Below are 8,400 nucleotides of genomic sequence, written 5' to 3' on the forward strand. Positions count from 1 at the left end.
CAGTGGATCTGCTCTACTACGTGCGGCTCGCGCGCAGGAACTGGTTGCTCCTCCTCCTCTCGCTGGTCATAGGAGTGGCCAGTGCGCTCACGGTCACCGCGAACACGCCGCCGAAGTACGTCGCGTCGATCTCCATGCTGGTCTCCGCCCACGACAAGGAAGGCAGTCTCTCCACGGCGTATCAGGCGGGGATACTGTCGGCCCAGCGAGTGCAGTCCTACGCCACCCTGCTGTCCAGCCGCAGGGTGGTCAGCCAGGTCACCCCGGCCGCGGACGTCCCGCGCCTGCAGGCGAACATCACGACGGAGGTCGTGCCCGGCACCGTACTGCTCCGCGCGGCCGTCACCGACGGGAACCCCGCCCGCGCCGCGCAGTTGGCCAACGCCCTGGGAACCAAGTTCGCGGCACTGATCGACGAGATCGAGCGGCCCACTCCCCGCAGCCGTCCCACCATCAAGGTCACCGTGGTGGACCACGCGGACGTGCCCCAGGTGCCGATCAGCCCCAGGCCGACGGTCGACCTGGCGCTCGGTGTGCTGATCGCGCTGCTGGTCGGCGTGGGCACGTTGGTGCTCCGCGATCGCCTGGACACGACCATCAAATCCTCCGACGCGTTGCAGCAGGCAGCGAAGAGCTCGACTCTCGGCATCATCGGCTATGAGAGGGACGCCCGACGCCACCCCCTGATCGTCCGTCGCGTCGGGCGATCGTCCAGGTCGGAGGCGTTCCGCTCGCTGCGTACGAACCTGCAGTTCATCGGCGTCGACCGGCGGCCCAAATCGCTGGTGATCACCAGCTGCCTGCCCAACGAGGGCAAGTCCTCGACCTCCTCCAACCTCGCCATCACCCTCGCGCACGCGGGCTGGCGGGTGATCCTGGTCGACGGGGACCTCCGCCGCCCGCGCATCCCGGACTACTTCGGCATCGAGGGCGCGGTCGGTCTGACGGACGTGCTGATCGGCAAGGCCCGGCTGAACACCGTGGTGCAGGCCTGGGGCGAGCCCCGCCTGTTCGTGCTGCCGGGTGGCCAGATCCCGCCGAACCCCAGCGAACTGCTCGGTTCGCAGGGCATGCGCCAGGTGCTCGAACAGCTGACGGACAGCTACGACATCGTGATCATCGACGCGCCGCCTCTCCTGCCGGTCACCGACGCCGCGACGCTCGCGGCGATCTGCGATGGCGTGATGGTCGTCGCGAAGTACGGCAAGACCCGGCAGGAGCACATCCTCCGCGCCACGGAGCTGCTGTCGTCGATCAACGCCCGGATCGTCGGCACGGTCCTGAACTTCGTGCCGACCAGGGCCAGCCGATACGACGGGTATGGGTACGGATACGGCGGGTACGCGAGAGAGTCCGAGGACCAGGCGCAGATCAAGACGCCGGAAGTGGTGTGAGCAGCCGGAGCGGGACGGCGAGCGACGCCGCGATCTTCCGTCCCGCCGCCCGGTAGACCCACGGGAAGCCGCCGATCGGATCGGGCACGTCGGGCTCGTCCACCCGGACCAGCCCGCGCAGCGCGTGCGCCTCGGCGACCAGCGCGCGGGCCCGCGCCGCGGCGTCGCGATGGCCGGTGACCGCCGCGGCGTCCACCTCCTGGGCCAGCGCGCCGAACTCGGCGATGGTGAAGGTGTGGGGGGCGGCGGAGAGGCGCATCGTCACCACGTCGGCGCGGTGCGCCGAGGTGGCCGTCAGGATCAGGTCGGCCGTGGCCACCAGCGCGCCGGTCAGCGGACGGGAGACGAAGCCGCTGGGGTCGCCGCCGAGGCGCACCAGCACGCGCCGCGCGCGCTGGGCCATCTCCCTGCCGTGCTCGGCGTGCGTGCCCGCGCTGCCCACCTCGAACGGCGGGCCGAGGGCCGAGCGTGTCAGCCGCTCCGCCAGCGGAGAGCGGCAGATGTTGCCCGTGCACACGAACAGGATGCGGAAACCCGCTCGCGCGTCGCATGTGCCTTCCATGACCGCGACGGTAGGACGCCAAGATCGGACGGCCGCCCGCGGCACGCCGCTCTTTACCCTTTCCGTCAGCGGGTGCTCGCGTCCGGTGCGGGGCAGCCCCGATCGTCCCGGATGATCCGGGTCTCCTGGGGACGTGCCAGCGGCTGCACAGGAACCAGCGGCGGCGCGGCCGAGGCCGGTTCCAGCAGCAGGAACTCCAGCGTCTTCGACTGCCGGGGAGCGAGCTCCAGCATGGTGGAGTAGACGGGATGGGAGCGTTCGACCTCTCTCATGATCCCCGCGGGCTCGCCGTCGATCCGCAGGCCGCCGTACTTGGCGCCGGTCCCGGCGTAGAGCGAGACCCACAGCAGGTTGGACCCGGCGGCGTGGCGCTCGTCGGGGGAGTCGAGCCGGGTGGTGACGTACGACGGCAGTTCCCTGCGCGGCACGTCGTCCTTCAGCCGGACGCGCACCTTCGTGACGCGCTGCCCGTCGCTGCGGCAGGGGCCCAGCTCGTACTCGACCGAGCGGTCCAGGTAGTAGTCGAGCTTGGTGCCGGCGGAATTGTTGATCACCAGCTCGGCGAACGGCCCCGGCTCCCTCGGCAGCGCGCCGCCGAGCGGGGTGTCGGCCAGACGGCGCTCTTCGGCGTCCCTGCGGCTCCAGATCTGGATCCGTCGCTCGTCCACCATCTGCGACAGGGTGGACAGCAGGCTCATGGGGTCCGGGTGGGAGCGGAGCATCGCCTCGCTGACGGCGGCGGCGATCGTGATGAGGAACCTCTTGCGCGCGACCGGGTCCGCGTAGCGGGCGTAGGCCTGCCGCTCGGTGAGGCCGACGACGTTGCCGGCGGTCACGAGTTCGCCGCCGGGGAGGGTCACAGGGCCGATCAGCCGCAGCAGGTGGGAGAGGCCGACGGGATCGGTCGCGACGGCTCCGTCCAACTGCTGGCGGGTCTGTTCCTTCCACAGCCCGGCCCAGGTGGTCGCGGCATACGGGAAATGCGGGGAAAGGTTGGAGTTGGCGAGGAGAGTGAGGGCGCTCGGGCCGTAGCGTGAGAGGAACGCCCGGCCGTGATCGGCGACGGGTGAGGAACCCGAGGTGAGGCCGTTCTTGGCGGACAGGCGGTCGATGCCGAGCCTGCCGCCCGTGGCCTTCAGGATGCCGTAAGCGCCGACCAGGCCCCCCGTGCCCCGCGCCTCGGCGTTGGTCTGGAAGGCCAGGAAGTAGCGGCGCGGGCCGTCGTGGCCCAGCATCGGGGGCAGCAGGGCGGCGGCGTCGGCCGCGGCGCCGAGCCAGCCGTGGAGCTGGTCCACCTCCGCGAGGGCCGTGCCGCGCGCCTGGTCCAGCACGTCCAGGCCGGTGTCGGCCGGGGTGGCGGCCAGGCGCGACCGCGCGGCGCCGATCCGGCCGACAGCGTCGTCCAGGACCGGCGCCGCCGACCTGAGAACGGCCAGCAGGTTCCCCATGTCGTCCATGGAAAGCCCGCTGGCCGTGATCAGGTGCTCGCCGGTCCGCTGCACCCCGGTCAGGACGTCGGTCAGCTCCGCGGCGGTCTCCGCGAGGCCGCGGACGGTCGTCGCACCGTCTCCCACCACGGGGGAGTACGTGATCAACGACCAGTCCGGGCCGCTGGTGAGGCGGCGCGCCTCGGCGGCGTGCCGCTGCGCCTCCGCGAGCGCCCCGGCCATCTGCCCGGGGGCGCTCGCGCGCAGCCGTACCAGCGCGTCCCTGGTCGCCTGCAACTCGTCCCGGACGTTCAGGCCGAGGTGCGCCGACCAGCCGCCGACGAGCGCGAGGCCCGTGGCGGGGCCCAGCAGGCCGAAGGTGAGCCGACGGCGCTTCTTACCGCGCACTTGTGCTTCGGCGACGCCGGACGGCGATCAGCGTGCTGGCGGTTCCGACGAGGAGCAGGCCCGCGCCGGCCGCCACCAGGGTGCTCACGGGAGCACCGGTGAACGGCAGCTGAGGACCGCCCCCAGGACCGCCGCCAGGCCCGCAGTTGGCGCCGCAGGGACCCCCGGGACCGCCGGGACCGACGACGCCGTTCGGACCGCCTGGGCGGCCCCTGACGGTGACGTCGACGTCGATCCGCTGCCGCGCGGTGTTCTCGACGCGGGGCTCCGTGTTGGCGTCGGTCTCCTGCTCCTGGATGTTGGGCGTCGGCGGGTAGGGATTGGGCTCCGCGATCATGGGTGCCGCGTGGCTGGTCGTGGCTGCCGCCACTCCGGCGGTGCCGAACGCGATTCCGCCTCCGACGGCCACCGCGACGAGAATAGGTATCCTGTTTTTTTCTGCCATTTCGGACTCCCCGTGACGGTTGCTCGGGTCATAGAACATTTCGCCCGGAATGCCAGCGACATGTTCACTACGCAACCGTTATATGCGCCCAGCCGATAGGTACTCCTTTTGGCGCACCATTCTTACCGAATGATCACTGATGGTTCTCCGTATGTTGACGATCAGCCCCGGCTCGGCGGCGTGGGGAGGGGCGATGGCGCGGGTCGTCCCCAGCGGCCGACGCGGCGCGGCGCCTGGCGCGCGACCTCCGCCCGCACCGGGCCGGACGCGGCGCGTGGCGCGCCGCCCGACTCCTCGCACTCGGCCGGACACGGCGCATCGGGCGCCCACCTGTCGTTCGTCTCGAATCCGGCCGGACGCGGCGCATCGGACGCCCGCCCGCACTCGCCCGCCCGTCGTTCCTCTCTAAACCGGCCGGACGCGGCGCGTATTGTGCGGGCGTTCCCTTCACAACCGGCCGGACGCGGCGGGTGGCGTGCGGGAATTCCCCCACAACCGGCCGGACGCGGCGGGTTGCCGTGTTCGGCGATGTTGATCAGAGACGCTAGCGCGTGCGGCGGGCGTTCACGGTGCAACACGCCCTGTGGCACGAGCCCGATGTCGCAGGCCCCATGTCAGTGCCGGTTGGAAAGGGCGCACTTGCCCGGTGTGTCGGCGCGGGCCCCCTTGTTCAGGCGCCTCCCGCACCTTCGTAGCGGGCGCGAGCATGCGCCACCGTAGCCGTGGCGACCGACGCCGAGCCCGACGGCCACCCGGGGCCCCGACGGCCACCCGGGGGTGGCACAGCTGCGGGCAGGGCGACCGGACGGCTGAGTCGCGGGCAGGGCGGCCAGGCGGCGGTGTGGTCGCCTTCGGGAGACCGGCGGCGGTGGTGCGGGGCTCCCGGGGCTGGTGTGGGAGCCCAGGGGGATGGTGGTGTGAGAGGCCGGGGATGGTGGTACTGGAGCCCCGGGCCGGGTCAGGTGGTGTCGCGGGAGAGCCAGAGGCCGATGGCGGTGACTCGGGAGTCGACCCCGAGCTTGGCGTAGATGCGGTTGACGTGGTTCTTGACGGTCTTCTCGCTCAGGAACAGCCGCTGCGCGATCTGCCCGTTGGACTGGCCGGTGGCGATCAGGTCCATCACCTCGGCCTCGCGTTTACTCAGAGACGTGAGCACGCTGTCGAACGCTGCGTCGTCGACTCTCATCCGGCCTCCGGGGGCGCGCAGACGGTCAGATCGCCGATGGCCCCCGTGCTTCCGGCGTTAGCGGTAGACAGTGAGCATAACTCGCATTGTCATGTTTTGGGGACAATGCCGGAGAAACAAGACGGCCGGCCCCGTGGGACCGGCCGCTCGCGTGGGGTGAGTGAAGGGACTTGAACCCTCGACATCCAGGACCACAACCTGGCGCTCTGCCAACTGAGCTACACCCACCAAGGCACCGCTGGATGGCGGCACAGGAAAAGTGTAGCGGTGTTCGGGAGTCTTTACGCCACTCGATTAGCCGGTGACCCGCTCCGCCAGCGTCCTGGCCGTGGACGAGTCGGGCCCGGGCTGCGCCACGAACACCGCCGCGCGGTAGTACCGCAACTCGCGGATGCTCTCGGTGATGTCGGCCAGCGCGCGGTGCCCGCCCTGCTTCTCGGGGGCCGCGAAGTAGACCCGAGGGTACCAGCGGCGCACCAGCTCCTTGATCGACGAGACGTCGATCATCCGGTAGTGCAGGAAGGCGTCGACGGCGGGCATGTCGCGCGAGATGAACGTGCGGTCGGTGCCGATGGAGTTGCCGCAGAGCGGCGCCTTCTTCGGCTCGGGAATGTGCCGGCGGATGTACTCCAGGACGAGCGACTCGGCCTCCGCAAGCGTCACGCCGCCCGGCAGCTCGGGCAGCAGCCCCGAGGCCGTGTGCATCTCGCGGACCACCTGCGACATCTGCTCAAGGGACTCGGGCGGCGGCTTGATGACCACGTCCACGCCCTCGTCGATCTGGTTGAGTTCGCTGTCGGTGATGACGCACGCCACCTCGATGAGGGCGTCGCGGCCCAGGTCGAGCCCCGTCATCTCACAGTCGATCCAGACCAGCAAGTCACTCATTCGATCTCCTCGCCCAGCGGCTCGGAGCAATCCGCCCGCTTGTTACCCCTCCAGCCTAGTGCCACCGCTTACGCGGGCTTGAGCGAGGCGAGAACCTGCTCGACCACGCCGGTGCCCAGGTTGTCGGGGACCGAGACGTAGAGGATGGCGGGACTCTGGCCTTCGCCCCGGTCCATGAGCACGATCGCGCCGTTCTCCTTGTTCCACTTGTAACCCTTGGCCTTGGTCACCTGGGAGAAGTCGAGCTGGAACTGGAGCACCCAGGCGTCGTGGTCGCCGATCTTGATGGCCTTGTCCTGGACGAGCTTGTTGCTGTGCTCGAGCTGGTAGAACCGGGAGCTGAAGTCCGCGAAGACGACCTTGGCCGTGGTGCCCAGCCCCTGCTTGCCGCCGTACGGGTAGAGCTGGTTCAGCAGGCCCGTGTAGACGTTGCCGATCCAGTTGCCCTTGCCGTCGTACTTCTCCTGGGCGACCTTCTCCACGGCGCTCGTCCAGAGCTGCTGGGTGGGGTCGGCCCCGTTGAGCTGGCTGTAGTCCGGCACCGTCCAGCCTTCGGGCGGCTGGTAGGAGATGCCCGTCTGCGGGTCGGCGATACGGCCGTCCTGTGGCTGCGGCAGCTCGCCGGTGGGCGTCGGCTGCGGGATGGCCGTGCCCGGGTCCTGCGGCTCCTCGGTCTCGGTGGGACGCGCGGCGGTGGCCGAGTCGCCGCCGCTGTTCAGGAAGAAGATGCCGCCCACGACGATGAGCGCGACCACCACCAGCGCGGCCAGGCCGCCGAACACCCAGGGCAGCGGGTTGCTCTGCTTCTGCGGCGGCGCCCCGTAGCCCGGGCCGCCCCACTGCGCCCCGCCCTGACCGTATGACGGCTGGCCGTAGGAGGGCTGACCGTAGGACGGCTGGCCGTACGAGGGCTGGCCGTACGAGGGCTCGGTCTGGGCGCTGGGCGCCTCACCGTACGCGGGCTGGCCGAACGTCGGCTGGCCGTACTGGAGCGTGGGGTTCGCCGGGGTCGCCGACCAGTCGGGGGCCTGCGGCCCGGAAGACGGCTGCGGCCCAGAAGGCGGCTGCGACCCGGACGGCGACTGGGGCCCCGAGGGGGACTGGGGCCCTGTGGCCGGTTGGGGCCCGGAGGGCGGTTGCTGCTGCTGCGGCGCTCCCTGCTCCAGCGGGTGAGTGGCGTCGGTCCACTGGTTGCCGTCCCACCAACGGAGTTGGGGCGAACCGTACGGGTCGGGGTACCAGCCCGCGGGGGTCTGCGTGGTCATGCTCGTCAGATTAGTAAGAACCGCTTTGAGATGCATTGTTGGAGCGTGATCAACACTTGTACGTGAAGCTGGCCTTCTCCGTCCTGAGCGGCCCGGGAGACAGCACGCGCAGCGTGGCCGTCGCCCTGACGGTGGATTTGCCCTTGAGCTCCCACCTCAGCGGCACCACGTAGGACGTCTGGTCGGAGGTCGTACGCAGGGTCCGTTTCACCACCTCCTTATCCAGGCTCTTCCGCCATTCATAGGAAATTTCGCCTGCCGCGCCATTTGTCACGATCGTTCCCGTGATGACGACGGCGCTGTCACAGCCCTGGGTCTTCTTCGGCGCGGCCACGTCGACCGACGTGATCGCCAGCTCCGGCGCGTCGCCGAGCTTGATCCAGGCCACCACCGCCCCCGCCGCGATGATCGCGAAGACCATCGTCGCGCTGATCGTCCGGCGGCGGCGGGCTCGCGCGGTCTTGCTCGCCCGCTCCGACCGCTGCAACGTCCGCGCCTGGTCGCGCCCTTCGCGCCAGATCCGCTCCGCGGTCGTGCCCGGCGGCTGCTGCTGCGGCTCGCTCGCGACCCCGGGGCCGAAGTGCATCGGCGCGGCGAGGTTGCCCGGCACGTGCAGGAGCGTGACGATATCCCCCTCATCACGGTCCACCGACGCCCCGAGCGGCGGCTGGGCGAACGCCGACCGTCCGCGTGCCGCCTGGGCCAGCCGGTCACGGCTGATCTGGCCGCCGGGGAGCTCGGCGCGTCCGGCGAGCAGCGTGTCCCTGGCCGCGGCCAGGCCGCGGGTGGTGGCGGCCGCCGCCGCCCGCTCGAACAACGCGGCGG

At 70.8% G+C, this 8,400-nt stretch carries 8 protein-coding genes and 1 tRNA gene; 1 reads left to right on the forward strand and 8 read right to left on the reverse strand.

Going from position 1 to position 8,400, the window contains the following annotated elements; translation table 11 throughout:
- Nucleotides 1-2: 2 nt before the first annotated feature.
- Nucleotides 3-1,394, forward strand: a complete 1,392-nt coding sequence (locus tag ABT294_RS25230) for a tyrosine-protein kinase domain-containing protein (protein WP_350808717.1) — start codon at nt 3-5, stop codon at nt 1,392-1,394.
- Here the strand turns inward: ABT294_RS25230 and ABT294_RS25235 are convergent.
- The 8 genes from ABT294_RS25235 to ABT294_RS25270 all read right to left on the reverse strand — a co-directional run.
- On the reverse strand, nt 1,372-1,956 hold the full coding sequence (locus tag ABT294_RS25235) for an arsenate reductase/protein-tyrosine-phosphatase family protein (protein ID WP_350808718.1): 585 nt from the start codon (nt 1,954-1,956) through the stop codon (nt 1,372-1,374). The genes ABT294_RS25230 and ABT294_RS25235 overlap by 23 nt on opposite strands.
- Nucleotides 1,957-2,021: 65 nt before the next feature.
- Nucleotides 2,022-3,791, reverse strand: coding sequence for a DUF4012 domain-containing protein (locus tag ABT294_RS25240; RefSeq protein WP_350808719.1), 1,770 nt, complete (start codon nt 3,789-3,791; stop codon nt 2,022-2,024).
- A complete protein-coding gene (locus ABT294_RS25245; RefSeq protein WP_350808720.1) occupies nt 3,781-4,200 on the reverse strand; it encodes a hypothetical protein in 420 nt (139 codons plus the stop codon). Before ABT294_RS25245 ends, ABT294_RS25240 begins: the two co-directional genes overlap by 11 nt.
- A gap of 994 nt (nt 4,201-5,194) precedes the next feature.
- The gene (locus ABT294_RS25250; RefSeq protein WP_350808721.1) at nt 5,195-5,422 is read right to left on the reverse strand and encodes a helix-turn-helix domain-containing protein; all 228 of its coding nucleotides are present in this window, start codon (nt 5,420-5,422) and stop codon (nt 5,195-5,197) included.
- A 152-nt stretch (nt 5,423-5,574) separates the two neighbouring features.
- A tRNA-His gene (locus tag ABT294_RS25255) sits at nt 5,575-5,650 on the reverse strand.
- A gap of 66 nt (nt 5,651-5,716) precedes the next feature.
- A complete protein-coding gene (orn, locus tag ABT294_RS25260) occupies nt 5,717-6,310 on the reverse strand; it encodes an oligoribonuclease (RefSeq protein WP_350808722.1) in 594 nt (197 codons plus the stop codon).
- A 68-nt stretch (nt 6,311-6,378) separates the two neighbouring features.
- On the reverse strand, nt 6,379-7,575 hold the full coding sequence (locus ABT294_RS25265) for a DUF2510 domain-containing protein (protein ID WP_350808723.1): 1,197 nt from the start codon (nt 7,573-7,575) through the stop codon (nt 6,379-6,381).
- A gap of 49 nt (nt 7,576-7,624) precedes the next feature.
- Nucleotides 7,625-8,400 (reverse strand): hypothetical protein (locus ABT294_RS25270; RefSeq protein WP_350808724.1); only part of this gene is annotated, 776 nt, incomplete at its 5' end.

It is taken from the genome of Nonomuraea sp. NPDC000554 (genome assembly GCF_040300065.1).
GTDB lineage: Bacteria > Actinomycetota > Actinomycetes > Streptosporangiales > Streptosporangiaceae > Nonomuraea.

Excerpts from the sequence above, each read along its gene's own strand:
- orn (WP_350808722.1), bottom strand. The coding sequence starts at position 6,310 with ATGAGTGACTTGCTGGTCTGGATCGACTGTGAGATGACGGGGCTCGAC.
- ABT294_RS25250 (WP_350808721.1), bottom strand. The coding sequence starts at position 5,422 with ATGAGAGTCGACGACGCAGCGTTCGACAGCGTGCTCACGTCTCTGAGT.
- ABT294_RS25265 (WP_350808723.1), bottom strand. The coding sequence starts at position 7,575 with ATGACCACGCAGACCCCCGCGGGCTGGTACCCCGACCCGTACGGTTCG.
- ABT294_RS25235 (WP_350808718.1), bottom strand. The coding sequence starts at position 1,956 with ATGGAAGGCACATGCGACGCGCGAGCGGGTTTCCGCATCCTGTTCGTG.